Origin of the sequence: Hymenobacter crusticola (assembly GCF_002154225.1) — a bacterium.
Lineage (GTDB): Bacteria > Bacteroidota > Bacteroidia > Cytophagales > Hymenobacteraceae > Hymenobacter > Hymenobacter crusticola.
Genome location: NZ_MTSE01000003.1, coordinates 159,901 through 185,317 on the forward strand (window position 1 = coordinate 159,901; position 25,417 = coordinate 185,317).

The following is a 25,417-nucleotide window of genomic DNA, read 5'->3' on the forward strand; positions in this document are numbered from 1 at the left end:
GCACAAGGCTAGTACAAGCTAGGGAGGCGTCGCATACGAAGCGGGGCTAACTTAGTACCCGTTTCGCGCACGGTTTTGAATGCGCTTTTCCCACCGCTTGCGTTTTGGCGCAATACTGCCGCGCAGGTACTTTTCCATTACCATCACTGCACAAGGCGCCGCTGCCGTAGCCCCAAAGCCTCCATTTTCGAGGTATACAGCTACCGCAATCTTAGGATTATCGGCTGGGGCGAAACCGACGAAGGCAGCGTGGTCGTCACCCTCGTCGTTTTGGACGGTACCCGTTTTGCCTGCTACTGTGATGCCCACGTCGGCTAGGCTGGAGGCGTCGGCGGTGCCGCCGCGCTGCATCACGGCTACCATGCCAGGTACTAGTGCAGCAAAATTGGCGCTATCGATGAGGGTGCGGTGCTTTTCAGTGAAGCGCGGCAGTGGCCCGCTCTTCCCAACGCTGCGCACCAGGTGAGGGGTGTAATACCAGCCTCTGTTGGCAATGATGGCCGCCATGTTGGCCATTTGCAGACCCGTCAGGTTAATTTCTCCTTGCCCGATGCTAAGCGAGTAAATGGAGCGGTACGTCCAATTTGTTGTGCGGCGGGCCTTGTCGTAATAAGCCGGCGTAGGCAAAAAGCCCGGCGCTTCACGAGGTACGTCCACTCCCAGCACCGAGTCCAGTCCAAACGACCGGACATAGCGGCACCAAATAGCTAGGTTGGTGTGGCGCTCGGCTACCGTATCCACGGCTAGGCTGTCAGACATGCGGTCGATCAGGTTCTGCATCACCTGGTAGAAATAGGGGTTGCAGCTGTACTTCAGACCCATCGTCAGGCTTTTGGCCGAGGGATGGTGGTGCACGCAACTAACCAGCGACTGGTCGCAGCGGAAGCCCGTAGTAGGGCTGATAGCACCTAGCTGCAACGCTACCGCGGCATTCACTAGCTTAAAGACGGAGCCGGGCGGGTTGGCCAACATAGCTGGCCGGTTCAGCAGCGGCATGTCTTCGCTTTGTAGCAACTCGGTGCGTATCCTGGCCTGGTCGGGCGCCGTGATGGTGGATGCCTTATACACCGGCGCTGACACGGAGCATAGAATCTCGCCGGTGCGTGGGTCTAGGGCCACCAAGTAGCCTCGGCGGCCGCCCATCAGCTTCTCGGCGTAGGCTTGTAGCTTCACATCGAGGGTCAGGTGCAGGTCTTGACCTTGCAGGAAAGCCGTGTCTTTTGCCCAAGTTCCATGTTCCTTGCCCTGCTTATCTACTAGCGGGTGCAAGTAGCCATGGTGGCCGTTGAGCAGGCCGTTGTAGTAGCTCTCGACGCCACCGCTGCGTAGCCGGTAAAAGCGGCCGCGCCGGTAGCGCTTGGCTTGCCGGTAGAAGATCTGCGCCTCCGAACTTAGGTAACCTAGTACGGGGGCACCCGCGTCGGTAGTGTACGTGCGTTGGCGGCGCGTGATAAGAGTGAGGTTGGGCACTGTAGCACTGCTGTCGCGCTGCACGCGCTTGACTTCGGCGGCCGTGAGGCGAAGTTGAACCGGGTAGCCAAATTGGCCTTTGCCGTAGGGGAGGGCATCGGCAATGCGCTGCCGAACGGTGGTGGAGTCCCAACCCAAGAGCTGGCCCAGAGCGAGGGTGTCGAGTACGCGGCGCGGCAGCTTCAACAGGTATTGCGCGCGGGTAGCTACCAGCACGGAGTCATTCCGGTCGAGCACGCGGCCTCGGAATAGCGAGTCGGATACCACCACGCGGCGCCGGGTGTATTCTTCCCGTTCGCTCTGAGCGGGTTGGTCTTGCTGCTGATCGGGGGAAGAGCAGGCGGCCAGCAACAAGAGTAATCCGAGTAAAGTTGTTTTACAAATAGTAAAAGCTATACGCATGAGGTAAAGCTAGGTAATTACCGGTCTTCGGTTCATACTTTTCGATGAACCTAGCTCGTCGCCACTCAAACCATGCCGAAACCAAACCTGCGCCGACAGTCTATTTTTGATAGCCGCTTAACTTATCTAATTGCCCAACCCGCGCTAATGGAGGTTGGGTAGAAGTCATCGAAGCTCCAAGAAACCACGCAAGCAGAACATCTGGCGGCTACTAAGGTTACTCGGTACATCTGCTTGCTTCCTATGAACTACTCTACCTACACTTCCGAGCTGTACGACCTGCCCGCCGTGGAAACTAGCGCGGCGCAGGCATGGCCGGGGCTGCGGGTGGAGCGCTACCAGTTGGAGCCCGGCGGAGTGCCCGCGCATTTTCATGCCCAACACCTGCTGCTTATTCACCAGGCAGCGCAGGCGGTACGCTCCCACCGCCCAAGCGGAAATAGGGCGGAGGAGGGGCTGTTTCGGTGCAACGACGCGGGCCTGTATCCGGCCGGAGAATACGGACCTTCCGCCTGGGACGGGCCGGCCGACGTCATCCACGTGCACCTAGACCCCGAGTGGCTGGAAACCCGCGCCCGCCAAAGCCTCGACTTGGTGCATTTCAACCTGCGCGAACGGTTTCGGTTTGAGGACGGCCTGTTGCCTTACCTAAGTCGGCAACTGCTGGCGGCGGCCGGGCGCGAGCATGCGCTCGGGCTGCTCTACGCGGAGTCGTTGGTGAACACGCTAGGGTACCATCTTATTGAGCATCACGCCACGTACGAGCGACGCATTGCGGGCACCGGGGCTCGGTTGTCGGCGGCGGTGCTGGCGCGCATCGATTCCTACGTGGAAGCCTCGGCGGAGCAAACCATCACGCTGGCGGCGCTGGCCGACCTAGCAAACCTGAGCGTCTTTCACTTTGCCCGGCGCTTCAAGCTGACTACCGGCCGTTCGCCCTACCAATACGTGCTCGACTGGAAAATCAAGCGGGCCCGCCAACTGCTGCGCGCCGGTGGATTGCCCATTGCCGCTATTAGCGATGCGCTAGGTTTTGCCTCGCCCGCCCATTTTTCAGCCGCGTTCAAACGAGCGGTTGGGCAAAGTCCGCGTGAGTTTCAGCGCACCTAGCTACAGCTTTTCGAGTAAGCAAGAATTTGTAAGAAGTCAGCAGGAATCGGGCAGCCGGCCGGAGCGGTTACGGGGAACTTTGCAGCACGCAAATAAGCAGCGAACTACTGCTTTCACCCCCAACCAATTTCTTATGCATACTCCTATTGCACCAACCGAAGGCACCCAGCACGCCCAATCAAGCGACGTTACATCGGCAGCAAACCTAGACCTCTACTCAGACGAGGAGCTAGTGAAGAAGCTTCCTGGCTTCACCAACCACTACGTAACCGTCAACGGCATTCGGCTTCACTACGTGGAAGGCGGTAGCGGCAAACCGCTCATTTGCTTACCCGGTTGGCCCCAAACCTGGTACTCCTACCACCCCATAGCCACCCAATTGGCCCAGCACTACCGCGTCATTATCCTAGACATCCGGGGCATGGGCACTTCCGACAAACCTAGCTCCGGTTACGACAAAAAAACCATGGCGCAGGATGTGTATGCGTTAACGCAACTGCTTGGCCTACCGAAAGTAGCGCTGCTAGGTCATGACATCGGGGGCATGGTAGCCATGAGTTTTGCCTTCAACTACCCCGAAGCCATAACCAAAGTAATTCTAGCCGATGGGGGGTACCCTAGCGAAGGCATGCGGCACATGAGCATGCTGCCCGCCCCTGGCACCTTCGAGGCCAAGATGGACGGCAACAACCCCTACATGTGGTGGATGTCGTTCAACCAGATCAAAGAGTTGCCCGAACAACTGCTGGCCGGCCGCTTCCGCTACGTGCTCGACTGGCTCTTTCGCTACGTCATGATCGATGAGCGCCACATGACGGAGTTTGACCGGCAGGTGTATGCGGCGGCGTACAACCAACCCGAGAACATCCGGGCCGCCAATGCCTGGTACCAAACCTTCAATCAAGACATGGAGGACGCCACCACCTACCCCCGCCTGACTATGCCGGTATTGGGCATCGGGAGCTACGTGGCCTACAATAACATGCGCATGGGGCTCCCTTATGTAGCTGAAAACCTGGAGGTAATCGGACTACTCGATAGTGGACATTATATGTTCGAAGAGAAACCCGCCCAAGTAGTAGAGGCTGTCCTGAACTTTCTGCAATAGCCGGTAGGCGCAACTCAAGGTTGGCGGCACCTGGGTAGTTCTGCTACTTAGGCGCCGTCAACCAGTGGAGAAGAGTAACGGGGCTATAGCGTGTAGCCAGAGCTGGCACAAACTACGCGGTATTACACCCACATTAGTTCAGGTCGAAATGCAGCTAAAAAGTCAGCTAATTTCCTAAGCGAAAATCAGTTACGCTATTTTGCGTTAGGCTTATCTGCTCAAAATGGCTGACGGTGCCCGTATCAACGGGGCACTGCGCGCTTACCCCTACCCAGATTGCGGCGGGGTAATTGTTTTTGTAAAGCCGTACCATTTGCCAGTTCTTGTTGTCGAGCGAATAGTAGCTCGCTACCGTGCGCGTATCCGACGAAATCTTCATGTACGCCGACGGGCTTTTCACTATGTCGTGGTTGTTATCGTCGGAGGTACCCATGGTGCGCACCGTCACGATGCGATGGTTGCCGCGCTCATCCTGCTCGAAGCAGTGCTTCTGCCAGAAGCTATCGGTGGAGTAAATATAGAGCACGCCGGCATTGTAAAGCCCTTTTGCTGTGAAGCCTGGGAAGACCTTCGCAACCAGCGTAAACGGCTTGGTGTTGTCTACTTTCGCCAGCAGAATGGGAGCTGTGTTGTTCGACAGCTTGCCGTCGTTGGGGTCACTGAAAAAGTCCTTCTTGGCGCCGACCCGGAAAGCCATCCGCCCATTCTTATCAACCTTTGTTAAGGTGTCGGCCCCATTGATGGCCTTGGTAAAGTGGATGTTAGCTAGCTTGATATCGCAAGGCGTGCCACTCACCCGGCCAGAGTCTCCGGCAGTAGCGCTAGTGGCCGCCGGCGCCGACGTATCGCTCGTAGCCGCTACATCCTGCGTTTTGTTGTCGGAGCAGCTACCCAGCAGGACCGTCGCGAGTACCACAGGGAAAAAGGAAAGCTTCTGCTTCATGTACGCTGGTTTGTAAAAAGGTGGGCGGCTTTTAGGAAGAAGCTCTGGCAGGGAGCCATGAGAAGCTCCAGCGACAAGTGCGTAGGTGGAGTGCTGTTTCGTTTTTTCTTCGCTAAGGTGTGAATTTATTGCTAGATAGTACGCATGAGCTTGTTGCGCCTACTTATGAAACTGAGTAGGGCCTACCTAAATAGAAATGACACCTAGGTTGCTCTAAGTGGCGCAGCACAGGCTTGCCGCAATCACGGCAGTGGATGCCTAACCTTTATCTGAAGCGAGGCATGTGTTATAACACCCTATTATGTGAGGAATGCTGAACTCGCGCCAGACGAACGCTCTTTGGTTCTACTGGTTCCGGGTCCACTTCACATGCAGGATCTTCGATTCCTGGCCGGTTTGTGGGTCTACCCGATAGATTTCGAGCACCTCGGTATTTGCGTCTACGATGGTATAGACTTCCTTCATATCCGCTGCTTTACCGGTGGCGTTATTCATCTGTTGGTAGCGAAACGTCATGGTTTTCGAGGCGGCGTCCCAGGGGCCTTCCATCGCTACTCCGTTGCCGCCATCTTGGATCATGGCGCGGGTAAAGATCTTTTTGTTGGCGTCGTAGCCCGTTACCCGAATCCCGGTAATGGGCTTACCCATAATCACGTAGGTAATCTCCGAGACTTGGTAGAGCCCACCCATCGCCATGTGATTGATTAGGGTAGAGGTACTCGTCATCGGGGGAGCATCCGGGGAAAACGTCATCGTGGCCTGACCGGTCCATGCACCGTTCGACCGCGCCAGCATCTTATGGAATTCGTCAGCCGCGCCGGGTTGCTCAGTGGCTACGGCAGTAACCGGGGCAGACGTTTTTGCTTTGGTTGCGGCGAGCGGTTGTTGGCCCAGCGCAACGTGGGCTAAGCATAGACTCGAAAGAGTAGTGAGGGCAAGAAGCTTCATTTGAGGGCCGTAATGGTTTGGAAAGAAGACCGTTGGCTGCATTCCTAAAAGAGAAACCTTCTTGTTCAAGGGCAAGGCGCTAAAGCTCCTATGCTTTGCGATTTAGCGACCTGAAAACTTGGATTCTATCAAAGGGAAGTACGCGTGCCAACTCAAAGTAAAGAACGGCTGCTAACAGGATAGTATCAATCACATAAATATGTGAGCAACAGAACGATATTCATGCATAGCTAGCAGGAGCTGTGCCGCGCTAGGTAGAGTCAACGCCGTTAGGATAGCTGAGCTTTTTGCGTAGTTTACGCCTTATGCGCCCCGATGTCTTTCCCTTTTTTCCAGAGCTGCGCACGGCCCAGTTGCGGTTGCGTGCCCTCGTGCCTGCCGACCTCGACGCCGTGCAGCCAATTACGTTCTACGACGGGCAACCCGCTGCCACGCGTGAACAGGCAGAGCGTATGCTAGCCCACATTGAGCAGGATTACCACAACGGCCAGACGATTCACTGGGCCGTCGCGCTAGCTAACACTAATACGCTGGTGGGTACCTGCGGATTCTACCGCGGCTTTGCCGACGCTCATGGCGAAATCGGCTACGTACTGCGCTCTGACTACCGCAGCCGTGGGCTGATGACCGAAGCCGTACGGGCGGCGTGCGTGTTTGGCTTCGAGCAGCTAGCCTTGCAGCAAATCGAGGCCTACACTGAGCCCGATAATGGCGCCTCGCAGCGGCTCCTGACACGCGTAGGCTTCACACCCACCGACCCCGTCGTGCCTGAATTGCGGTGCTACGTGCTGCGACCGGACAACTTGGAGCGAGTGTGAATGTGTGTTAGAACGACAAACGTCACCTAGGTTGCTCTAGATGGCACACTTGGCGCGAGTTTAGCGCAGTATAACTCACGCCAGTTAAAACCTAAAATTGAAATTATAAAGGAGTGGAGCAGATAGTGTACAAATCTAAAATAAGCCCGCTTTATATAGGATTTGTAGTAGGAGGTGCTGTGTTGTGTGGCTGTTTCAGCTATATCCTTCTTACATCACCATGGTATATTACCGATGAAACAGATAAAGCTATAGGTACTATTATATTTTGGCTACTTACTGGCGGATTTATTGCATTTACAAGTGTGTCGATTTTTGTATTAATTACTATGCGGAGCTTCGTTTTGACTAATAAAGCTTTGATAATTAAACAGCCTATTTTGCTGCAAAAGCGCAGAATAGAATTAGTAGATATTGAAGCAATAGAAGAGAGAAAGCTTTCAATTAACTCGTCGCATGATTTTAGAGATTTTAATGTTTATCGAGGCAAGCAAACGTATATAAAGCGTTCCAACGAAAAGGATATAAAAATCACCTCCTTCGAAACACGGAATTATCATTCTTTTATCGCTCATGTTCAGAATGAGCGAAGGAGGTTCAAATGGTGCCTTGATGATGATAAGTTGTGTAAGCTTGATAGAAGTTGGAGTGGGTATGGATGGATGGCTTTTCTGTTGTTAATGGCTTGCGCGTTGCTATACAGCTTATTGAATCGATAGAACTTCTGCTAGAGTGTTGCGGCTCCTGTGTCTGAACGCAATTATTGTTGCTAGATGAACAAGCCGGGCGGCATCAGCTTGCCGCTGATGTGGCAATGGAGGTGCAACCTCCACCTAAAAGCTAGGTACGAGATCTAAACTCGCGCTAGTTGGAGGTAGGCCACTTGTTTGTTAGGCGCGTGTTTGCCGCCGACGGAAGTACACGAAAAACGGGAGGCCGGTCAGAATCAGGCCGAAGCCCAAGAGCGACTGGGTAGGCTGCGTAACCAGTGTGTGGCCAGTGAAGGTGAGGGCAAACAGGATGAGCACGATTTGCACGAACGGAAAGCCGGGCACCGGGCCTGGAATGCGGCCTTGCCGTTTCATTTTCACCACGGCCACGGCCAGCAAGCCATAAAAGAGGAAGGTAGCAAAAATAACCAGGTCAGTTAGGCGCTCGAAGGTGCCGGAGATAATGAGCAGGCTGCTCCACGTTAGGGTGTAAGCCAGGGCGCGGTAGGGCGTGCGGTAGCGGGGGTGCACCGTCGCGGCCGAACGGAAGAAAAAGCCTTCCTGCGCCATGCGGAAGTGCACGCGGGTGTGCGAGAGCAGCACCGCGTTAAGTGTGCCGAACACGCTCACCAGAATCAAGACTGTGACGCCCGTTTTGCCCCACTTGCCCAGCAAGGCCTCCGCCACCACGGACGCCCCGATTTCGTTTGGGCCTACCGCCGCCAGCTGGGCCAGGGGCAACGTGCGCAGATACACGTAGTTGACCAGCACGTACAGCACAATGGCTATGCTGACTCCGCCAACGATGGCGCGGGGCACATTGCGGCGCGGGTTTTTGATTTCGCCCGTGACAAAGGAGAGGTCTACCCAGCCGTCGTAGGCCCAGAACACGCTGAGCAAGGCGCCAAAAAAGGCACTGGCCAGCGACACGCTTTGCGTGGGCACTACCGCCGCCGACGTGTTGCCAGAGTTTGGCGAAGCCAGAAACAAGCCCGCGAAGATGAGCAGCAGAATACCCCCGATTTTGGCCGCCGTGAAGATGTTGCTGAGCCGTCCGCTGCCGCTCACCCCACGGTAGTTTACCCAGGTGAGGGCCGCCGTGGTGCCGATGGCCAGGAACTTGATGCCCGAGTCGGCGAAGGGGTAAATTAGCTGGCCGATGGAGAGGTGCGCCCAGGCTTGGGCCGGGTTGGGCAGGGGCATCAACGCGTTGATAGATTGGGCGAAAATGAAGGCCAGCGCCGCCACCGAAGCAGAACCGATGATGGCAAAATCCGTCCACCCGAACAGGAACGACGCGAAATTGCCAAACGACAGCCGCAGGTACTCGTAGATGCCGCCCGATTCTTCGGTGAGCGAAGCCATACCCGACAGGTTCAGGGCACCGCAGATGGTAATCAGGCCCGCCACCATCCAGGCGGCCAGAATCCACTCCGCGCTCAAGCCGCTCTGCGCCAGCGGCACAATCTTCTTGAAAACACCGGACCCAACCACGATACCTGCCACCAGCAACGTGCCACTAACTACGCCAAAGGCTCGAACCAGCGTTACGGGAGCAGCCACGGGTGGCTTTTCTGGAATTTTCATGCTCCAAGGTAACTGGTTTGGCGCTAGGCGGGTCGCTATCAGTTTGCCGTTGGCGCGGCAAGGCTTCTAAAACGAATTTCCTTGTAGCTACTCTCTGAATTCGCGCTAGTTAGAATCAACGAGGCCATTCAGCCAATGAGAAGTACTTCCAATAAGCCAGACTGCCCGGCATAGCTGCGGGCGCTACTATAGAGAAAATCTTCCGGAGTATCCACGAAGCCGGCTACCACCGGGTTGCGGTGTAAGTAGTCGAGGCGCTGGCGGCGTAGCTCGTTGGAATGCAACTCAATGGGATGGTTGTCTTGCTGCCAGAATTGGTAATGCTCATTGTGGGAATTACGCTGCCCAGCGCGCTCAAACATCCACAGCATCCACTCCCGGCGGCTTTCCTGCATGTTCTCCTGAATAGCTTGCAGAATCGTTTTGGATGTATGCCGCTTTAGGTCGCGCAAGATGGAGGATAAGTTATCCTGCTCGCTACTGATAATTAGGTGGGCATGGTTTGTCATTAGGCACCACGCGTAAAGTTCTAGCCCTTTGTGTTGCTGGCAATAGCGCAAGCTGTCCACGAAGATGTCATTGTAGAGCCGCCGCGTGAAGACATCAATCCAGTTAACGGTTGCAAAGCTGACAAAGTAAAGCTGCTGGGAATCGTGGATCTTGTACTTCGTGCTCATGCTAGCAAGGAAGCAACAGAATGCGCAACTAACGTAGCTGAACACCTGGCGCGAGTTTAGCGCAGCGTAACTCGTGCCAATCTTGCCGGGAGGCTGTGCCTCCCACGTCAGAACGAAATCGTTGTTGCTAGTTGAACAAACTGCACAACACGGGCTTGCCGCTCGCGCGGCAGTGGAGGTACAACCTCCACCTAAAGCTAGGCACGAGTTATAAACTCGCGCCAGTTAGAGGGTGTAACCTCCACCCAAAAGCTAGGCATGAGTTACGCTACGCTAAACTTGCGCCAGTCAGGGTTACTTCATTTTTGCAGCTTCGAGAGCTACGGTGAGGACAGAAGGATCAATCAAAAATTTCTTGATATGAGGCTCTAAGCCTTCAATGAATTTTATCTCGGTTTCATTAAGGTCAATGAAATCGAGCATGGACTCGTGATTTATATAATTTACAACTAATCGGTTGCCACTAAAAAAGTATAATTGATCAAATTCGTAGTAATTACTAAACTGTTTGCTTTTGAAACTGTGGACTGCAAATTCGTATTCCAAAAGCTTTGATTTACAGCTTTCATTAAGTTGAAATCTACAGACTATGTCATCTTCAACTTCAATTAGTTCGATAATATCAAGTTTCCAGTTATTGAAGTAAGACAATCCATTAGGAAACAAATCTGCTTTCTTAGAAACACCCATGAAAGCGAAGCTATCAGATATTTTGAATATAAAATTGTTGAGAATGCCCTGCCAGACTTCATCTGGAATAGTGTCCCAGGATGGATAGTTAGCACCGCTAATCTCAAGATTATTTAAGAAAATCATCTACATTCCGCTTAGAGGTAAAAAGGTGTGCTATCAGATGATGCACACCTTTTTCTAATTCCTAAATCAAATCCGATTTACATATTCCGCCGATACTGCCCGCCAACCTCAAACAGCGCATTCGTAATCTGCCCGAGCGAGCAGAACTTCACGGTGTCCATCAGCTCGGCGAACAGGTTGCCGTTTTGCACGGCTACTTGTTGCAGTTGCTTTAGGCGCTGCGGGGCTTCGGTGGCGTTGCGGGTGTGGAGCAATCCTAGCATGTCGATCTGGTACTGCTTTTCGGTTTCCGTGGCGCGGATCACCTCGGCGGGGATGATGGTGGGCGAGCCTTTGGAGGAGAGGAAGGTATTCACGCCGATGATGGGGTACTCGCCCGTGTGCTTCAGCGTTTCGTAGTAGAGGCTTTCCTCCTGGATCTTGCCGCGCTGGTACATGGTTTCCATGGCGCCCAGCACGCCACCACGGTCGGTGATGCGGTCGAATTCCAGCAATACCGCTTCTTCCACCAGATCAGTTAGTTCCTCGATGATGAAGGAGCCTTGGAGCGGGTTTTCGTTTTTGGCCAGACCTAGCTCGCGGTTGATGATGAGCTGAATGGCCATGGCTCGGCGCACCGATTCTTCGGTGGGCGTGGTAATGGCCTCATCGTAGGCGTTGGTATGCAAGGAGTTGCAGTTGTCGTAGATGGCGTAGAGGGCCTGCAACGTGGTGCGGATGTCGTTGAAGTCGATTTCCTGGGCGTGCAGGCTGCGGCCGCTGGTCTGGATGTGGTACTTCAACATCTGCGAGCGGGCGTTGGCGCCGTACTTCAGCTTCATGGCCTTGGCCCAAATGCGACGCGCCACCCGGCCAATGACGGCGTACTCGGGGTCGATGCCGTTGGAGAAGAAGAACGAGAGATTGGGCGCGAAGTCGTTCACGTCCATGCCGCGACTCACGTAGTATTCTACGAAGGTGAAGCCGTTGGAGAGCGTGAGGGCTAGCTGCGTGATGGGATTAGCACCCGCCTCGGCAATGTGGTAGCCGCTGATACTCACCGAGTAGAAGTTGCGCACCTTCTCCTGGATGAAGTACTCCTGCACGTCGCCCATGAGGCGCAGGGCAAACTCGGTGCTGAAGATGCAGGTGTTCTGGGCTTGGTCTTCCTTCAGAATGTCGGCCTGCACGGTGCCGCGCACTTGGCTGAGCGTGCGCGCTTTGATCTGTTGGTACACGTCCGGGGGCAGCACTTGGTCGCCGGTCACGCCAAGTAGCATTAGGCCTAGGCCGTCGTTGCCCTGGGGCAGCTCGCCCTGGTAGCGGGGGCGGGGCTGACCGTACTGCTGATATAGGGCGTCAATCTTCTGGTTGATTTCGTCTTCCAGCCCGTACTCCTTGATATACAGCTCGCACTGCTGGTCGATGGCGGCATTCATAAAAAACGCCGCGAGCATGGCGGCTGGCCCGTTGATCGTCAGGGAAACCGACGTGGCGGGGGCAGCTAGGTTGAAGCCAGAGTAAAGCTTCTTGGCGTCGTCGAGGCAGGCGATGCTCACGCCGGCGTTGCCGATTTTGCCGTAGATGTCGGGGCGCACGTCGGGGTCTTCGCCGTAGAGCGTGACGGAGTCGAACGCCGTGCTTAAGCGCTTGGCGGGCAAACCAGCCGATACGTAGTGGAAGCGGCGGTTGGTGCGCTCGGGGCCGCCTTCGCCGGCAAACATGCGGGTGGGGTCTTCGCCCTCGCGCTTAAAGGGGAACACACCGGCCGTGTAGGGAAACTCGCCGGGCACGTTCTCCTGCAACTGCCACTTCAGCAAGTCGCCCCAAGCCGTGTAGCGGGGCAGGCTCACCTTCGGAATCTGGAGGTGCGACAGGCTTTCGGAGTGCGTCTGGATGCGAATTTCCTTGTCGCGCACCTTAAAGATGAACTCCGGGTCGCGGTAGGCTTTTACTTTCTGCGGCCAGGTTTCCAGGAGTTTCCAGTTCTGGCCGTCCAGCCGGAGCTTGATTTCCGCGAAGGTTTTCTCCAGACCGGCGACGAGTTCTCCGGCCTGGGGTCCGTCGCTGCTGTTCCCGCCGCCATGTCCTCCGGTTTGGAGGCTTCGGACGGCGTCAATTGATTGGGAGAGCCCGAAAAGATGCTGGGCAACCTCGGATTGTTTCTGAACCCAAAGATCATAGCTACGGTTGGTTTCGGCGATTTCAGATAAATACCGCGTGCGGTGCGGCGGAATGATGTAGATCTTCTCCGAGTCCTCTTTGCTGGTTTCGAGGTGGGAGGCGAAAGCTAGCCCGGTTTTTTGCTCCAGCATGCTCAGGATAGCACGGTAGAGCCGGTTCATGCCGGGGTCGTTGAACTGCGAGGCGATGGTGCCGAACACCGGCATCTCGTCCAGGGGCTGGTCCCAGAGCTGGTGGTTGCGCTGGTACTGCTTGCGTACGTCGCGCAGGGCGTCGAGGGCACCGCGCTTATCGAATTTGTTTAGGGCAATGACGTCGGCGAAGTCGAGCATGTCGATCTTTTCCAGCTGCGTGGCCGCGCCGTATTCGGGCGTCATCACGTAGAGGCTAGCATCGGAGTGCTCGATGATTTCGGTGTCGGACTGGCCAATGCCGCTGGTTTCCAGAATGATGAGGTCGAACTCGGCGGCGCGCACTACGTCTACGGCGTCTTGCACGTAGCGGCTCAGGGCTAGGTTGCTCTGGCGCGTGGCGAGGCTGCGCATGTACACCCGCGGCGAGTTGATGGCGTTCATCCGAATCCGGTCGCCGAGCAAGGCGCCGCCGGTCTTACGCTTGCTTGGGTCGACGGAGATGATTGCAATGGTTTTGTCGGGGAAGTCCATCAGGAAGCGCCGCACCAGTTCATCCACCAACGAAGATTTGCCCGCACCACCCGTCCCGGTAATACCTAGGATAGGCGCTTTCTTCTGGTCGTCGGAATCAATACGCTGGTCAGAACCCCTTTCTGACTGCTGGAAATCGGCAATCAGCTGGCCTTTCACCCGCTCAAACTCATCAGGGAAGTTTTCGGCGGCCGAAATCAGGCGGCCGATGCTGCGGGCGTCTTTCTCTTTTACGTGCGTCACTTCGCCGTTCAGGTTTTGGCCCGTGGGGAAGTCGCAGCGCTGGAGCAAGTCGTTGATCATGCCTTGCAGACCGAGGGCACGGCCGTCGTCGGGGGAGTAGAGGCGCTCAATGCCGTAGGCGTGCAGCTCCTCAATCTCGGTAGGCAGAATCACGCCGCCCCCGCCACCGAAGATCTTCACGTGGCCCGCGCCGCGTTCCTTCAGCAGGTCGTGCATGTACTTGAAGTACTCATTGTGGCCGCCCTGGTAGCTGGTAATGGCAATGGCCTGGGCATCTTCCTGCACCGCGCAATCGACGATTTCCTGTACGGCGCGGTTATGCCCCAGGTGAATTACTTCGGCGCCGCTGCTCTGGATGATGCGGCGCATCACATTAATGGCCGCATCGTGGCCGTCGAACAAAGCGGCCGCCGTCACGATGCGGATATGGTTCTGGGGTTTGTAAGGGGCAACTGGGGTGGGTTGCATAGTGGGGTGGGGTAGCGTTGGGTGGTAATAGAACGATGTAGAGACGCAATACTTTGCGTCTTGTCGTTGAATCGAAGATCAGCGTAGCTAACGACCTAGGTCGCGCCGTTCAGGACAAACAACATCAGCAACGACGAGACGCAAAGTATTGCGTCTCTACACCGTTCGGGTGACTCTAAGGTACGAAAAAGCCCCGGCTGGGTAGGCGCGGGGCGTATTGAGTTGGTAATCAATCTAGCTTGGCTTGACTTAAGATACTTCCTCAGAGTTAGTCATGAAATTCTTTGCCTCCATTGCTATTAAAGTTATTTAGAAGAACTTCTAAAGCCGAAAAGGGAATATCTACTTTGTAAAAGGCTGAAAAGGCAATCTTCTTAGAAGCGTCATTCCTGAATAATTCGACTAACAGGAACCACTCTCCTTTGATATTATCCCAAAGCTCCCAGCTCATACCATCTCGTGTACCGACGTTGCTAGCAACCACTAATTCAAATTGCCTATTGTCTATTGCGAAATATCCCATTTAGCTCTACAAAGAGATAGTAATAAACAATGTAAATAGGTATATATTAGCCGTACGTAATTTAGGTGATATGGCAGAGTTTATCGGTGAAATCATTATAGAAATTCTTTTCCAGTGGATTGGCGGAACAATCCGCTGGGCCCTTTTTCGGGGCTTATTGCAACGTAAGCACCGCTCTTACACAGATTACCTAGGTGACGAGATTACTAATGGATGGGTATTAATCTTGATAATCATGCTATTCATAATTGCGCTGAACTTACCTGTTCCAACTGCTAGCTGAGCCGTACTTACCGCAACTCCGCCAGCCGCAATCGGAACCCCGGTAGCACGTCTTCTCCCGAAAGCTCCTGGTCAAACCCTTGCACCACTTCCGGCTCCGGCTGGCCGGCGCGGTAGATATAGACCGTTTCCGTTTTCGGGGCGATGAGCCAAGCTAGGCGGGCGCCATTGTGCTGCCAATCAAGCATCTTCTTCTGTAATTCCTTTACATCATCGGAATCAGAAGCTAGCTCTACGATGAAGTCAGGGCAAAGCGGCGCGTAGCGACTTTGCTGCTCTAGCGTCAGGCTGTTCCATTTTTCGGCCGCTACCCAAGATGCGTCGGGCGACTTGACGGAACTATCGGGCAAGGTGAAGCCGGTGCTGGAGTCAAAAACCTCTCCTAGCTGTGGACAGGTCATGAACCAATTATATAACTGCCCATTAAGACGAGCATTGCGTTTGCCGGAGTGGCTGCCGGTGGGCGACATAATCAGGATTTCGTGGTTAGCAGTGCGCTCAATGCGCAACTCGGGGTGTTGCTGGCAGAAGTCGAAGAACTCGTCATCCGTCATCTTTTCCAGATACGGGCCGCGCAATACCAGACTGTGTTCGGAGAAGGAAGGAACCATAGCAGAAAGATACTAGTTTGGCTGTAATGCCTAAACGCTAGGCGTTAGCTCGGCGTTTTAGTGACGTGGACCTAGGTGTAACAAAGTGCTAGGTTAAGCTACAAGACAACAAGAAGCTTCAGACAACGGTCGTTGCTCGGCCGGATTTGTAATCCGCGTTAGGATCTACTCTGGGTAAGCCCAAGCCGTGAAATACAGACTCGTATTTGCTCCCATCTTGCGCCAGCTTTCCTGGCTTTTATCCCGCAAGAAAGTACTGTGAAAGGGCGACAAGTGGGTGGCTATTCCGAAGTATTTGCTGGTGGGTTGGTCGGTCGTGCTTTGTAGCCATTGCACGGATGCTACGACATCTTGGTGTCCAGCCAATTCGATAGCGTAAGGCCGCAAATCAACCTCCCGCCACCCGTGCTGCCGCCCGGCTACCTCAAAAATGACGTCCTTCTGCAATAAAGGAGCTTGCGGTTGACCGTTTGCCACGGCGTAGATCGTGAGGCGAAACGTTACGGATGAGAAGTCACTGTTGAACACAAACAAATGAAAGCTCTCCAAGCGAACAGGCTGTTTGATTTTCATGAGCAAGCCTACTTCCCGACCGAGGCGGTCGTGGGGCACTGTGTCTTTGGTCGTGTAGAAGTTAAGACTAGTAAACAGGCTCCAGCTGTTATGGCCTAGGATTGTACGCTTAGGGGGCTTGCTATGCACTACTACTTCCTGGAGCTGAGTTGCCATTGGAAGAAGCTGTACCGCTGGTTGTTGCCGTAACTGACTCATTAACATCTGACGCGACTGGTACCCTACGCATGATACAATGACGGTATCTGTAGGAGCAGCGGGCGCAAAAGCGGAAAGCGAAAAAGTGCCGTCTGCAGCTGCTACTGTCCCGAGGGGTTTGCCCTTGACCCCTGCTGACGCATAGGCTACCGGGGCACCGGTAGGAGTTGTGATCTTGCCCGTTGAGATGGACTGCGCACGGGCAGGGAAGGAGATAAACAGGGAGAATACAAGCAGGCCAGTAAGCCAGAGCCGGAGATACAGCATACGCAGATACTAAATGAGTGAACTCCGATAGGAGGTCTGCGACCCACTCAGGCGTTGCATCGAGCTATAAGGCCAACAAAAAAGCTCCGGCCAACGGCCGGAGCTTTTTTGCAAGTTTGAAAACCTAGGTGCCCTCAAGGCACCGTCAGCGTTACGCGGCGTCGAATGCCTCGCGCAGTTCCTTGGCGGCGGCGGCTGGGTCGGCGGCGCCGTAGATAGCACCACCGGCTACAGCTACGGCCACGCCTGCTTGCTTCACGGCCGCAATGTTGCTCAGGTTGACACCGCCCGCGATGGAAACCGGAACACCGGCGCGCGTGGCTTCATCGATCAGAACTTGGATGGAGTAGCCGGCTTGGGCTTGCTCATCGAGGCCAGCGTGCAGCTCCACAAATTCAACCCCTAAAGCCGATACTTCTTGGGCACGCTTTACGCGGTCGGTTACGCCAATGGTGTCTACTACCACGCCTTTGTTGTGGGCTTTGGCGGCCTTCACGGCTCCGATAACGGTGGCGTTGTCTACGGCACCTAGGATGGTAACGAGGTCAGCGCCGGCTTTGAAGGCCATGTCGGCTTCTAGCTCGCCGGTGTCAGCGGTTTTGAAGTCGGCAAACACCAATTTGTCGGGATGGGCTTGCTTCATCGCCGTGATGACAGCTAGGCCTTCGCTTTTGATGAGGGGCGTACCTAGCTCAATGATATCCACGTAGGGCGCTACTTTCTCGGCAAGGGCCAAGGCGTCTTTGGTGGTCAGGAGGTCGATTGCAACTTGTAATTTAGCCATGTTATGGGTTGGTTTTGAGGGGAGAGGAAATAGGTAAAGAATTGCCAGCCAGGGTTATTCCAGATTGGCGTGGCGCTTCCAGAGTTCTTCGGCCGGGGTGCCATCGAGGCCCCATAGCGTTTGGAAAAGGGCATCGAGGAGCAGCAGCACACCTTGCTCGAACAAGCTGCCGGCGTATTGCTTGGAGATTTCGCCGCCGTGGTCTTGCTTCTGGGCGGCGGGCAGCACAACCACTTGCGTGGCTAGGTCTGCCAGCGGCGACGCGGTGGTAGTGGAGATGGCCACGACTTGGGCGCCCGCTGCCACCGCCTTTTCAGCTGCCTTCACGATGGTGCTGGTCGTGCCGGAGCCGGAGCCGGCTAGCAGCAAGTCGCCAGCCTTGATGGCGGGCGTGGTGGTTTCGCCGACGACAAACACCGTCAGACCTAGGTGCATCAGGCGCATAGCGGCGGCCTTCAGGGCTAGCCCCGTGCGGCCCGCGCCGACAACAAAAACGCGCTCGGCGTGTTGAAGAAGTGGGATTACGGCCACCGCCGCCGCCAAGTCGAGCTTCTGAGCTAGTTGTTGATTTTCCTGAAGGATGACCTGCAAATTGTCTTGTAAGACAAGGCTCAGCTTATCAGACGTGGTGGTGCTCATCAAGGTGGTGGGTTGCGTGGCCAGGCAAAAAGGCCTGGTAGATGGACGGCATGCCGGCGCGCTGCGAAGTACTCCGACGATTGCGCTGCAAAGCTAGGGCAGCCAAAAAGGAGGCCTTTGCAGAATGATATCAATCGGTGGCACTATCCTATCAAACATGCCTAGCCGGGTGGGGCTAGCCTGTTTTTGCTCGTAATCCATCCTGTACTTACCACCCCAATCCTCGCGGATTGCTTGTTGCCTATTTCCGTAATGACCGTAACTGATTTGCTTCCTCGCATCCCACTCACCAAAGCGCAGGACCTTGCCACCCTGATTGATCATCGCCGGGTGCAAACCCTCGAAAAGTATGAGCTCAGCATCCTCGAAACGCACCTGCAAAGTGCCCAGGTTGAGCAGTCGTACAGCGACTTGGTGCTCACCAACATGCTGCGCGGCAAGAAGGTAATGCACCTCTTCAACCAGGAGGAGTTCAACTACCTGCCTGGCAACACGATGGTGGTGCCGCCCAACCTAAAAATGGTGATAGACTTCCCGGAGGCCTCCGACGAAAACCCGACCCAGTGCGTGGCCCTCGCCATCGACCGGCTGCAAATCATCGACACAGTGAACTACCTGAACGAGCACTATCCTAAGACCGAGGCCGAGAAGTGGACTTTCGGCTTCAATCAGCACTACTTCTATAATGATGAAGAGGTAACGGCGCTTATTTACAAGCTGGTGCGCATCGGGTTTGGCGACTCGCAGAACAAAGACATCCTAGCCGATTTCACGGTAAAGGAGCTGTTGCTGCGCATCATGCAGGTGCAGAGCCTGCATGAGAAAGAGCATAATGTAGCGGTGCTGGCTACCTCAAATCGGTTTGCGCACATCCTGCACTACATCAAGGAAAACATAGCCGAGAAGATCAGCGTCGACGACCTGAGTGCTAAGGTGTACATGAGCAAGCCTAATTTCTACCGCGCCTTTAAGCAAGAGTTTGGCCTGTCGCCCATCGACTACATTATCAAAGAGCGCATGCGTCTGGCGAAGAAATGCCTGAAAAACTCGGCGCTCAGCATCACCGAAATTTGCTTTAAGGCAGGCTTCAATAACCTGAACTACTTCACCCGCATGTTCCGCCAGATGGAGGGCATGACGCCGACCGACTACCGGGTGTTGTGCATTGTCAATTAGCAAAAGCTAGGTACCGAAACTAGGTGGTTTGCAGGGCATAACACGTTGTAAAAGTGTGTTGTTGCCGTTAGGGCGAGGCTTTACACGACAGCGGTATGGATGTGGTGCAAGAACTCCTTCCACGTTTGAGCGAGTAGCGTAACTTCCTCGTGCTCTGCTTGAATGAAAGGAAACAACACAAAGTGCTGGGTGGCCTTCTCGATAGCAAACGCATCCAAAGAGCCATCTGAGCCGATGAGGAAATAGCCGGGGTATTGTTCCTCGGCGTTGTAGCCGGCATTGTAGGGAAGTAGCTCATCTACGCCGCAGAGGTAGGCAAGCTTGTCTATTTTGATGAAGTTCCGGTTCTCGTGGGCTAGGTAGGTCGTATATTCTTGGGGTACCTCGAAACCTAGCTTTGCTACGAGCAGCTGCATCTCTTGTGGCGTAATCGTTGGCTGATGAGACATGGTTTCTGGTTAATAGCTGTTGAATAAGGTAGTAACGCAGGTTTGTCAGGCTCAACTGAGATATGGGCAATATATCTTCACCGAGAAGCCTGAATTTTAGCTATTTGCCGGCTCCGCGAAGCGCGCTCGGCTCCTGATCCGAGGACAACAATGGCCGCTGCCACAGCCGCACAGCGCCTCGCCTGTAGGCGGCAGCACGTTCTTCCAGCAGCGTAAAGCCACAACGTTGTAGCAGGGCCTGGGAAGCTAGGTTCTCGACAGCCGACAGCGCCCGCACTTCGGTGCGTCCGAACAACTGGGCCGCCTGCGTAAGCAATTGATTGAGCGCTTCTTGCCCATATCCTTGTCGGCGAAATGGCGCTGCCAACGCATAGCCGACGGCGCAATACGGAATGCGCCCAGCAATTACCTCGTGGCTTAAGTTGTAGAGGTGCACGACGCCCACCGGCTGCAAATCGGTGCGTCGGCGCACGAGCCAGTCGCAGGCCCCGCGCTTGCAAGAGTGACGCAGGTCGGTAAGCAACTCCTCGGCGTATACTGCCAACCTAGCTTGGTGCTTGAAGCGCTGATCGACAAAAGGCGAGGGGTCGCCAGCAAACAGCGGCAAATAAGCCTGCACATTCGACCCGTCTACAAGCTCGTAACGGAGGCGCAACGAGGGCGGTAAGTCTTGGTAGGGAAAGTGCATGGGTCGCAATTCAGTGGCCTCTATTTGCCTAGGGTCACGCTTTTATACGTTTTAGCACTTTCTCGGGCAGCTTCCAGGATTTCCACTACAATCATGTTGTTTTCCAGCGAGGAAAGGTCGTAGGGTTTGAGCGTTATTTCATTGCGCACCACGCCCACCAGAAACGTGAATGGGTCATCGTACGGGGCTTGGCGGTCTTCGAGGTGGCGCTTCTCTTCCTTGTACTGGTCGTAGCCTTCGGCGTGGCGCACGCGCAGGTCGTTCTTATTGTCGGCATAGATGACGCCCGTTTTGCCGTAAACCTCCATGTCTTTGCGGCCAATAGGCCAGTTCCAGGAGCCTTGAATCGTGGCTTTGGCGTTGTCGTAGGTGAGTAGGATGGTCGATTCGTCGTCAACTTTCGGGTTGTTCTCGGGCTGAAGCTGCTGCGTGACGGCCGTCACAGTGGTGGGGCGTTTGCCGTCTTGCAGCCACGTCATCAGGTTCACGCCGTAGCAGCCGAAGTCGATGAGGGCACCGCCGCCGTTTTGTACGGGGTCGGTCAGCCAATCCAAGAACTCCTTGTTGACGCCTATGTTCTTCGGGCCGCGGTGCCCATCGTGCACAACCACCTGGCTCAGCGGGCCCACCGTGCCTTTTTTTAGCAAATCGTAGGCCTCGTGATTGGTGGGGTACCACGTCGTTTCATAGTTGGTGAGCAGCTGAATGTGGTGCTTTTTGGCCAGGGCCTCCATCTTGCGAGCGTGGTCCAGACTCACGGCTAGGGGCTTCTCTACCATGACGTGGACGCCCTTCGGGGCGCACGCCTGCACGACGGCCAGGTGCTCGTAGATGCTCCCAAAGGCCGTAACAACCTCGGGCTTGGTGGCTGCTAGCATTTCGTCCGTGGTCTTGTACACGATGTTCATGGAGTAGCCGTATTGCTTTGAATAGCGTTGGGCTAGGTCCCGGTTGGGCTCCACAATCCCGACGATCTGAAGATCATCGTGGCCTTTGCGACCTAGAATGCCATGCACGTGCGCGTGCGTAAGGCCCACGATACCCACGCGCAAGGGGGCTTTTTGGGCGAAAGTGGCTCCGGATGCTGCCATCAGCAGGCAAAAGGTGAGTAGGTACTTGAACATCATGCTACCGAGGGGAAGTAGGTTGGTGAAACTAGCAGTACGCATTTTTGCCCGCCAAGGCCTAGGTAAGAAAGCGATGAACCTTTCGGGATGCTAAATTACCTCGCCAGCGCAACCTGCGTGTAGCTGCTCCGCGGGCGGCAACTCTGTCAAAGCCAGTACGGTTGAGGTAAAGGATCTTTGACGGCCTTCCGGCTTATCTTGACGCTTGCATGACGATTCCCCCGGCCTTCGAGCTGCCCGGTGAGGCAGCGTTGCCGCTCGAACTGTTGACCACCCTGCCTCGGATTGGGCAGTCGGGCATTATGGTTTTGCGCCTGCTCTACGATGCCTGCGGCGAGAACATCATCAACCTAGCTTGGGGCACCTCAACTCCGCCGCCCAGGCGCAAAAGACCGCCACACTTCAGCTGGTGCCCGCCAGTCGAGGCATTTAGTACGGTCAAAGTAAATAAGATACCCTCTGTGGTAGCGATGCTTCGCGGGGTTTAGCCTGGCGCATTGTAAGGCTTAAAAGTGCTATCTCTCGCTATGCCCTGCGGGCTTTGGTGGGCTGCGCTAACGGAGATGTTCATCATGGCTGCCTTGAAATGCGCGGTATATCCGCTTCCTTGCCGTATGAAAACTCCCGTATTCCTTCTGCTAGCGAACAGCTTGCTCCTGACCATGAGCTGTGCTACTGCCCCCAAAACGCCGCGGGCGGAGAAAGGCTACCAGGCTATTTTTGACGGCAAGACCCTGCGCGGCTGGGAATACGATACCACGTATTGGCACGTGCGCGACGGCGTGCTGGTGGGGGAAGTTACGCCGGCTACCATCTTAAAGCGCAACACCTTCATTATCTGGCGCGGCGGGCAGCCCCGCGACTTCGAATTGTTGGTTGATTACCGAATTTCGGCCCTTGGCAACAGTGGCATCAACTACCGCAGCGAAGAGGTGCCCGATCTGCCCTACGCCCTGCAAGGCTACCAGGCCGACCTCGACGGCCGCAACCGCTACGCCGGGCAGAACTATGAGGAACGGGGCCGCAAGTTCCTGGCTTTGCGTGGGCAGCGCGTGCGTCTCGTGGAAGGCCAGCCCCCACAAGTGCTCGACAGCCTAGGGGGCGGCCGCGCGGCCCTGCAGCAGCACATCAAAGCCGGCGACTGGAACCGGGTGCACTTGGTGGTGAAAGGCAACCATCTACAGCACTACATCAACGACGTGCTCATGTCCGACGTGACCGACGATGATGCCGCCAACCGCAAGCTGAGCGGCTGGATCGGCGTGCAGGTACACGTGGGGCCGCCCATGAAAATTGAGTACAAGAACTTCAAAATCAAGACCCTGGAGTGACCTAGGTTTTAGCGCGCAAGCTGCTGCCCGCTGGGGTGCAGTTGCAGAAGCCATGATAGCAGGAGCCACAATAGCAATAGGGCGGTCAGGAAGTATAAGGTTGTCTTGCGAAGTGAAGAAGGACACCCGAAATGGGTGCCTTTTTGTTGTTGAATGAACTGCGGCTGAAGTGGTAAGAAGGCGTACCTACTTGTAGGATGGACACGTGCTAGCGGCCAGTGGAAAACCCTGCCTGCAGTACTGCCATCAGAAGCAACCGTGGCCGCCTAACCTTCTACCTTGCATCCCGTTTGGGAAGGGTGATTTAACGCAACGGGTCAGTACTCAACGTAACCATTGACCGGCTGCATTCTACATTATTTCAACCCTAGGTTCTAATGAAAAAGCTAGCAGGCAAAGTAGCCCTCGTGACCGGTTCAGATTCGGGTATTGGCCAAGCCACGGCCATTGAGTTTGCCCGGGAAGGGGCCGACGTGGTGATTGTGTACCACACCGACCAAGACGGCGCCGAGCACACCCGCCAGGCCGTGGAAGAGGCTGGCCAGCAGGCCTTGGTAGTGCAAACCGACGTGAGCGACGCCCAGCAGGCCGAGCAACTATTTACCCAAAGCCTCGACCGATTTGGCACCCTCGATATCCTCGTGAATAATGCCGGCGTGAGCGGGGCCCACAAACCGGTGGTGGAAATGGAACCCGCTGAGTTTGAGAAAACGATTCGCACCGATTTGTTCGGGCCGTTTTACCTAGCCCGCTTGTTTGCCAAGCACCGCTTGGCGCAGGGTGGCAAGGGCAAGATCATCAACGTGACGTCTATCCACGAAGAGGTGGTGTCGCCGAACACGGCCGACTACTGCGCGGCCAAAGGCGGCCTGCGCAACCTGACCCGCACGCTGGCGCTGGAACTGGCCGAACAAGGCATCAATGTGAACAACATCGCCCCCGGCATGATCCTGACGCCGATGAACCAAAAGGCCCTCGACGACCCCAAGTTTCGCGACGAGCAAGCGCAGAAGATTCCGATGAAGCGGGCCGGCAAGCCTGAGGAAATTGCCAAGCTAGCCTTGTTCCTGGCCTCCCCCGATTCGGACTACGTGTCTGGCTCTACCTACGTCATGGACGGCGCCTTTATGCGGCTGCTGGGGCAAGGAGCCTAGCAGCGGGGTGCCCCAGAGCGAAGCACTGGTACTTTAAACAAGAACGCCGGACCTAGGTCTGGTATTCTTGTTTAAAGTAGGGGCAGTTTGGGAAGCTATGACAACGCATCCACGCCGGCTTGCGCGACGGTGTGGTCGTTCTCCACGGTATCACCCGATACCCCAATGGCACCGATGATCTTGCCGCTACCATCCTTGATGGGCAAGCCGCCGGGGAAGGTGATGAGGCCGCCGTTGGAGTGCTCAATGTTATAGAGGGAGCCGCCGGGCTGCGAGGCCTGACCTAGGTTGCCGGTGGGCATGTCGAAGAAGCGGGCGGTGCGGGCCTTGCGCATGGCAATATCCACTGAGCCAAGCCAAGCGTCGTCCATGCGGGCGAAGGCCGTGAGGTTGGCGCCAGCATCTACCACGGCTATGTTCATTTTGACACCTAGCTCAGTTGATTTCTGCTTGGCGGCGTTGATGGCTTGTTCAGCTTGTGCTAACGTGATACTCATGAGAATAGGAGGGTTGTGGTTGGTAAGCAATGCGTGTAAATGTATCCTAAAAAACAAAACGCCTGCGTGCGTTTACCCAAGTACGGCACCGAAGCAGCGCGCTGCTCGCCAGTCTGTCGCCCTAGGTGCCCGCCTGGTTACCATAAATGCCGTCAACACAGTTCATTAGAGCAAGACCAGCTGCTTAGGCAGAGCAGGCCACCGCAACGGTACCGGTCCGACGCCGAAGACTTCGAATCGATTGGTGAACTACGAGGAAAGATGTGGCAATCCTGACAGCGTTTGCGGTGTCTAGGCTAGGTGATGCAAACGACCGTGCTGCTAGCCAAACGTTAGATGAAAGCTGCCACGGAAAGCAGCAGCATAAACTCCAGCAGCACGCCATGCGCCAAAAAGTAGTGACGCAGAAACTTCAGCGCCTGGGTCATCTGATTTTCCACGGTTTTGATGGAGATATTTAGCTCCTGGGCAATCTTGGCGTTTGATAGGCCTTGCTGCCGGCTCATGGCAAAGATCTGGCGCCGCTTCACCGGCAGTTGGGCGAGGGCAGTGTTGTACAAATCTTGGAGCTGTTCGTATTCCAAGCCACTGCTTTGCGGCTCGGGGTCCACCACCAAGTCGTCGGGGCACTCTTCATACACCCAATAGTGGCGCCGCCGCACTTGGTTCAGAATGGCGTGATAAGCCGATTTGTAGAGGTAGCCTTTCGCCGCCGTGGCATCGCGGCCTACTTCGTGGCGCTTTTCCCAGAACTTCAAAAAGCAGTCTTGCACAATCTCCTGTGCTTCGGCGCGCGCGCGAAGGTGGTTGTAGGCTAGGTGGTACAGGCCCGAGGCGTGTTGCTTGAACAGCATTTGAAACCACTGCCGCTCGTCGTCCGGCGTAGCGGTACCTACATCTTCGGGAAAGTTCTTCGTAAGCTTCACTGGGAGCGAATAAGTAGAGGGAAACCCAGAGCACGCTGTCGGCTAAGCCGGCGGTGTTGCCAGC

25 protein-coding genes are annotated in these 25,417 nt (G+C 55.4%); 8 read left to right on the forward strand and 17 right to left on the reverse strand.

Annotated features, from left to right (window positions below; genetic code table 11):
• Nucleotides 1-51 precede the first annotated feature (51 nt).
• Nucleotides 52-1,872, reverse strand: a complete 1,821-nt coding sequence (locus BXP70_RS07030) for a peptidoglycan D,D-transpeptidase FtsI family protein (protein WP_086593332.1) — start codon at nucleotides 1,870-1,872, stop codon at nucleotides 52-54.
• 243 nt (nucleotides 1,873-2,115) lie between these two features.
• Between BXP70_RS07030 and BXP70_RS07035 the strand changes: the two genes are divergently transcribed.
• Nucleotides 2,116-2,982 (forward strand): helix-turn-helix transcriptional regulator, encoded by an 867-nt coding sequence (locus BXP70_RS07035; RefSeq protein WP_086593333.1) that lies wholly within the window; start codon nucleotides 2,116-2,118, stop codon nucleotides 2,980-2,982.
• 133 nt (nucleotides 2,983-3,115) lie between these two features.
• A complete protein-coding gene (locus BXP70_RS07040) occupies nucleotides 3,116-4,090 on the forward strand; it encodes an alpha/beta fold hydrolase (RefSeq protein ID WP_086593334.1) in 975 nt (324 codons plus the stop codon).
• Nucleotides 4,091-4,256: 166 nt separating this feature from the next.
• Here the strand turns inward: BXP70_RS07040 and BXP70_RS07045 are convergent, their stop codons facing one another.
• Nucleotides 4,257-5,033, reverse strand: a complete 777-nt coding sequence (locus BXP70_RS07045) for a DUF1349 domain-containing protein (RefSeq protein ID WP_086593335.1) — start codon at nucleotides 5,031-5,033, stop codon at nucleotides 4,257-4,259.
• A gap of 345 nt (nucleotides 5,034-5,378) precedes the next feature.
• The gene (locus BXP70_RS07050) at nucleotides 5,379-5,981 is read right to left on the reverse strand and encodes a DUF1579 family protein (RefSeq protein WP_179197615.1); all 603 of its coding nucleotides are present in this window, start codon (nucleotides 5,979-5,981) and stop codon (nucleotides 5,379-5,381) included.
• 305 nt (nucleotides 5,982-6,286) lie between these two features.
• On the opposite strand from BXP70_RS07050, the gene BXP70_RS07055 reads away from it, so the two are divergent.
• Both BXP70_RS07055 and BXP70_RS07060 read left to right on the forward strand, forming a co-directional pair.
• Complete coding sequence (locus BXP70_RS07055; RefSeq protein ID WP_086593337.1) at nucleotides 6,287-6,799, forward strand: GNAT family N-acetyltransferase; 513 nt, start codon at nucleotides 6,287-6,289, stop codon at nucleotides 6,797-6,799.
• Nucleotides 6,800-6,924: 125 nt separating this feature from the next.
• The gene (locus BXP70_RS07060) at nucleotides 6,925-7,518 is read left to right on the forward strand and encodes a hypothetical protein (protein ID WP_218779754.1); all 594 of its coding nucleotides are present in this window, start codon (nucleotides 6,925-6,927) and stop codon (nucleotides 7,516-7,518) included.
• Between the two features lie 171 nt (nucleotides 7,519-7,689).
• Here the strand turns inward: BXP70_RS07060 and BXP70_RS07065 are convergent, their stop codons facing one another.
• From BXP70_RS07065 to hxlB, 9 genes are all read right to left on the reverse strand, one after another.
• Nucleotides 7,690-9,096, reverse strand: a complete 1,407-nt coding sequence (locus BXP70_RS07065) for an APC family permease (protein WP_086593339.1) — start codon at nucleotides 9,094-9,096, stop codon at nucleotides 7,690-7,692.
• Between the two features lie 128 nt (nucleotides 9,097-9,224).
• Entirely contained in the window at nucleotides 9,225-9,773 is a 549-nt protein-coding gene (locus BXP70_RS07070; protein ID WP_086593340.1) for an REP-associated tyrosine transposase, read from the reverse strand.
• 294 nt (nucleotides 9,774-10,067) lie between these two features.
• Nucleotides 10,068-10,589 carry a hypothetical protein gene (locus BXP70_RS07075; RefSeq protein ID WP_086593341.1) on the reverse strand — a complete coding sequence of 174 codons (522 nt, stop codon included), beginning with the start codon at nucleotides 10,587-10,589 and terminating at the stop codon, nucleotides 10,068-10,070.
• Nucleotides 10,590-10,666: 77 nt separating this feature from the next.
• A complete protein-coding gene (locus BXP70_RS07080; protein WP_086593342.1) occupies nucleotides 10,667-14,128 on the reverse strand; it encodes a methylmalonyl-CoA mutase family protein in 3,462 nt (1,153 codons plus the stop codon).
• A gap of 268 nt (nucleotides 14,129-14,396) precedes the next feature.
• Nucleotides 14,397-14,651 (reverse strand): hypothetical protein, encoded by a 255-nt coding sequence (locus BXP70_RS07085; RefSeq protein ID WP_086593343.1) that lies wholly within the window; start codon nucleotides 14,649-14,651, stop codon nucleotides 14,397-14,399.
• A gap of 290 nt (nucleotides 14,652-14,941) precedes the next feature.
• The gene (locus tag BXP70_RS07095) at nucleotides 14,942-15,544 is read right to left on the reverse strand and encodes a Uma2 family endonuclease (protein WP_218779755.1); all 603 of its coding nucleotides are present in this window, start codon (nucleotides 15,542-15,544) and stop codon (nucleotides 14,942-14,944) included.
• Nucleotides 15,545-15,709: 165 nt separating this feature from the next.
• Nucleotides 15,710-16,582 carry a carboxypeptidase-like regulatory domain-containing protein gene (locus BXP70_RS07100; protein ID WP_086593345.1) on the reverse strand — a complete coding sequence of 291 codons (873 nt, stop codon included), beginning with the start codon at nucleotides 16,580-16,582 and terminating at the stop codon, nucleotides 15,710-15,712.
• 151 nt (nucleotides 16,583-16,733) lie between these two features.
• Nucleotides 16,734-17,366: a 3-hexulose-6-phosphate synthase gene (gene hxlA / locus BXP70_RS07105; protein ID WP_086593346.1), complete on the reverse strand. Its 633-nt coding sequence runs from the start codon at nucleotides 17,364-17,366 to the stop codon at nucleotides 16,734-16,736.
• A gap of 54 nt (nucleotides 17,367-17,420) precedes the next feature.
• Nucleotides 17,421-18,005, reverse strand: a complete 585-nt coding sequence (gene hxlB / locus BXP70_RS07110) for a 6-phospho-3-hexuloisomerase (RefSeq protein ID WP_086593347.1) — start codon at nucleotides 18,003-18,005, stop codon at nucleotides 17,421-17,423.
• A gap of 252 nt (nucleotides 18,006-18,257) precedes the next feature.
• On the opposite strand from hxlB, the gene BXP70_RS07115 reads away from it, so the two are divergent.
• Entirely contained in the window at nucleotides 18,258-19,181 is a 924-nt protein-coding gene (locus tag BXP70_RS07115) for an AraC family transcriptional regulator (RefSeq protein ID WP_086593348.1), read from the forward strand.
• A gap of 80 nt (nucleotides 19,182-19,261) precedes the next feature.
• Here BXP70_RS07115 and BXP70_RS07120 read toward each other — a convergent pair whose 3' ends face one another.
• From BXP70_RS07120 to BXP70_RS07130, 3 genes are all read right to left on the reverse strand, one after another.
• Nucleotides 19,262-19,630, reverse strand: coding sequence for an SMI1/KNR4 family protein (locus BXP70_RS07120; RefSeq protein WP_086593349.1), 369 nt, complete (start codon nucleotides 19,628-19,630; stop codon nucleotides 19,262-19,264).
• Between the two features lie 100 nt (nucleotides 19,631-19,730).
• On the reverse strand, nucleotides 19,731-20,318 hold the full coding sequence (locus tag BXP70_RS07125) for a GNAT family N-acetyltransferase (protein ID WP_086593350.1): 588 nt from the start codon (nucleotides 20,316-20,318) through the stop codon (nucleotides 19,731-19,733).
• A 20-nt stretch (nucleotides 20,319-20,338) separates the two neighbouring features.
• Nucleotides 20,339-21,409, reverse strand: coding sequence for a Gfo/Idh/MocA family protein (locus BXP70_RS07130; RefSeq protein WP_245849549.1), 1,071 nt, complete (start codon nucleotides 21,407-21,409; stop codon nucleotides 20,339-20,341).
• Between the two features lie 245 nt (nucleotides 21,410-21,654).
• Here BXP70_RS07130 and BXP70_RS29395 point away from each other — a divergent pair, with 245 nt between their 5' ends.
• The 3 genes from BXP70_RS29395 (at nucleotide 21,655) to BXP70_RS07140 (ending at nucleotide 23,930) form a co-directional block, all read left to right on the forward strand.
• Nucleotides 21,655-21,933, forward strand: coding sequence for a hypothetical protein (locus BXP70_RS29395; RefSeq protein ID WP_143436400.1), 279 nt, complete (start codon nucleotides 21,655-21,657; stop codon nucleotides 21,931-21,933).
• Between the two features lie 126 nt (nucleotides 21,934-22,059).
• Nucleotides 22,060-22,776 (forward strand): 3-keto-disaccharide hydrolase, encoded by a 717-nt coding sequence (locus BXP70_RS07135; protein WP_086593772.1) that lies wholly within the window; start codon nucleotides 22,060-22,062, stop codon nucleotides 22,774-22,776.
• A gap of 377 nt (nucleotides 22,777-23,153) precedes the next feature.
• The gene (locus BXP70_RS07140) at nucleotides 23,154-23,930 is read left to right on the forward strand and encodes an SDR family NAD(P)-dependent oxidoreductase (RefSeq protein WP_086593351.1); all 777 of its coding nucleotides are present in this window, start codon (nucleotides 23,154-23,156) and stop codon (nucleotides 23,928-23,930) included.
• A gap of 95 nt (nucleotides 23,931-24,025) precedes the next feature.
• Here the strand turns inward: BXP70_RS07140 and BXP70_RS07145 are convergent, their stop codons facing one another.
• Both BXP70_RS07145 and BXP70_RS07150 read right to left on the reverse strand, forming a co-directional pair.
• Entirely contained in the window at nucleotides 24,026-24,427 is a 402-nt protein-coding gene (locus BXP70_RS07145; RefSeq protein ID WP_086593352.1) for a GlcG/HbpS family heme-binding protein, read from the reverse strand.
• Between the two features lie 332 nt (nucleotides 24,428-24,759).
• Complete coding sequence (locus BXP70_RS07150; RefSeq protein WP_086593353.1) at nucleotides 24,760-25,353, reverse strand: RNA polymerase sigma-70 factor; 594 nt, start codon at nucleotides 25,351-25,353, stop codon at nucleotides 24,760-24,762.
• Between the last annotated feature and the right edge of the window lie 64 nt (nucleotides 25,354-25,417).

What these genes read in the sequence shown, in the direction of transcription:
- BXP70_RS07030 (WP_086593332.1), bottom strand. Translation starts at nt 1,872, where the DNA reads ATGCGTATAGCTTTTACTATTTGTAAAACAACTTTACTCGGATTACTC.
- BXP70_RS07035 (WP_086593333.1), top strand. Translation starts at nt 2,116, where the DNA reads ATGAACTACTCTACCTACACTTCCGAGCTGTACGACCTGCCCGCCGTG.
- BXP70_RS07040 (WP_086593334.1), top strand. Translation starts at nt 3,116, where the DNA reads ATGCATACTCCTATTGCACCAACCGAAGGCACCCAGCACGCCCAATCA.
- BXP70_RS07045 (WP_086593335.1), bottom strand. Translation starts at nt 5,033, where the DNA reads ATGAAGCAGAAGCTTTCCTTTTTCCCTGTGGTACTCGCGACGGTCCTG.
- BXP70_RS07050 (WP_179197615.1), bottom strand. Translation starts at nt 5,981, where the DNA reads ATGAAGCTTCTTGCCCTCACTACTCTTTCGAGTCTATGCTTAGCCCAC.
- BXP70_RS07055 (WP_086593337.1), top strand. Translation starts at nt 6,287, where the DNA reads ATGCGCCCCGATGTCTTTCCCTTTTTTCCAGAGCTGCGCACGGCCCAG.
- BXP70_RS07065 (WP_086593339.1), bottom strand. Translation starts at nt 9,096, where the DNA reads ATGAAAATTCCAGAAAAGCCACCCGTGGCTGCTCCCGTAACGCTGGTT.
- BXP70_RS07070 (WP_086593340.1), bottom strand. Translation starts at nt 9,773, where the DNA reads ATGAGCACGAAGTACAAGATCCACGATTCCCAGCAGCTTTACTTTGTC.
- BXP70_RS07075 (WP_086593341.1), bottom strand. Translation starts at nt 10,589, where the DNA reads ATGATTTTCTTAAATAATCTTGAGATTAGCGGTGCTAACTATCCATCC.
- BXP70_RS07080 (WP_086593342.1), bottom strand. Translation starts at nt 14,128, where the DNA reads ATGCAACCCACCCCAGTTGCCCCTTACAAACCCCAGAACCATATCCGC.
- BXP70_RS07085 (WP_086593343.1), bottom strand. Translation starts at nt 14,651, where the DNA reads ATGGGATATTTCGCAATAGACAATAGGCAATTTGAATTAGTGGTTGCT.
- BXP70_RS07095 (WP_218779755.1), bottom strand. Translation starts at nt 15,544, where the DNA reads ATGGTTCCTTCCTTCTCCGAACACAGTCTGGTATTGCGCGGCCCGTAT.
- BXP70_RS07100 (WP_086593345.1), bottom strand. Translation starts at nt 16,582, where the DNA reads ATGCTGTATCTCCGGCTCTGGCTTACTGGCCTGCTTGTATTCTCCCTG.
- hxlA (WP_086593346.1), bottom strand. Translation starts at nt 17,366, where the DNA reads ATGGCTAAATTACAAGTTGCAATCGACCTCCTGACCACCAAAGACGCC.
- hxlB (WP_086593347.1), bottom strand. Translation starts at nt 18,005, where the DNA reads ATGAGCACCACCACGTCTGATAAGCTGAGCCTTGTCTTACAAGACAAT.
- BXP70_RS07115 (WP_086593348.1), top strand. Translation starts at nt 18,258, where the DNA reads ATGACCGTAACTGATTTGCTTCCTCGCATCCCACTCACCAAAGCGCAG.
- BXP70_RS07120 (WP_086593349.1), bottom strand. Translation starts at nt 19,630, where the DNA reads ATGTCTCATCAGCCAACGATTACGCCACAAGAGATGCAGCTGCTCGTA.
- BXP70_RS07125 (WP_086593350.1), bottom strand. Translation starts at nt 20,318, where the DNA reads ATGCACTTTCCCTACCAAGACTTACCGCCCTCGTTGCGCCTCCGTTAC.
- BXP70_RS07130 (WP_245849549.1), bottom strand. Translation starts at nt 21,409, where the DNA reads ATGGCAGCATCCGGAGCCACTTTCGCCCAAAAAGCCCCCTTGCGCGTG.
- BXP70_RS29395 (WP_143436400.1), top strand. Translation starts at nt 21,655, where the DNA reads ATGACGATTCCCCCGGCCTTCGAGCTGCCCGGTGAGGCAGCGTTGCCG.
- BXP70_RS07135 (WP_086593772.1), top strand. Translation starts at nt 22,060, where the DNA reads ATGAAAACTCCCGTATTCCTTCTGCTAGCGAACAGCTTGCTCCTGACC.
- BXP70_RS07140 (WP_086593351.1), top strand. Translation starts at nt 23,154, where the DNA reads ATGAAAAAGCTAGCAGGCAAAGTAGCCCTCGTGACCGGTTCAGATTCG.
- BXP70_RS07145 (WP_086593352.1), bottom strand. Translation starts at nt 24,427, where the DNA reads ATGAGTATCACGTTAGCACAAGCTGAACAAGCCATCAACGCCGCCAAG.